The 534-nt window shown below is 59.6% G+C and carries 1 protein-coding gene and 1 pseudogene; one reads left to right on the forward strand and one right to left on the reverse strand.

Annotated elements, in window-relative coordinates; translation table 11 throughout:
- Nucleotides 1–161: 161 nt before the first annotated feature.
- Entirely contained in the window at nt 162–323 is a 162-nt protein-coding gene (locus B3873_RS06015) for a hypothetical protein (RefSeq protein ID WP_157845739.1), read from the reverse strand.
- A gap of 16 nt (nt 324–339) precedes the next feature.
- Between B3873_RS06015 and B3873_RS06020 the strand changes: the two are divergent.
- Nucleotides 340–534 (forward strand): annotated as a pseudogene (locus tag B3873_RS06020) (alpha/beta fold hydrolase); the annotation flags it as partial.

Raw genomic sequence — 534 nt, forward strand, 5'->3', positions numbered from 1 at the left:
CCCTTGTGTCTACCAATTTCACCATACCCCCGGGTCTTGCAGCTGCCGCCATGCCGCACGCAGGTGGGCTGGCTGAACTGTCTTGGTCATCGCCTGTGCTGCCGCGATGCCGGCGAGGGCCGCCGGAAAAGGGACGCATTATAGCAGCGACTTGCGCCGCATCATTTGTTTTTTCCTGCGGAAATTTCTGAATTTTTCTTGCGACGGAGGCCGGCGCGTCCGTCGCCTCGTTTACCTTCGGCAGACAGCATTCCCTCCTGTTCCAGGGTGCCATTTCCGGCCGACAAGCTGTCTTGAAAGGGTAGAATGACGACTTCTTTCATCTGGAAGGCCCTCACCATGACTGAAGCGGTAGTCAAGACAGTGCAGTGCATTTCGCCCGCCGGCCTGCATACCATGGCCTACAAGGAGTGGGGCGATGCGCGCAATCCCAATGTGCTGGTGTGCGTGCACGGCGTCACCCGGGTCTCCGACGATTTCGACCGCATGGCCCGCGAGCTCTGCGATACCTATCGCGTGATCTGCCCCGATGTG

Origin of the sequence: Herbaspirillum sp. UBA812 (assembly GCF_002296545.1) — a bacterium.
Lineage (GTDB): Bacteria > Pseudomonadota > Gammaproteobacteria > Burkholderiales > Burkholderiaceae_D > Herbaspirillum > Herbaspirillum huttiense.

What these genes read in the sequence shown, in the direction of transcription:
- B3873_RS06015 (WP_157845739.1), bottom strand. Translation starts at nt 323, where the DNA reads ATGAAAGAAGTCGTCATTCTACCCTTTCAAGACAGCTTGTCGGCCGGA.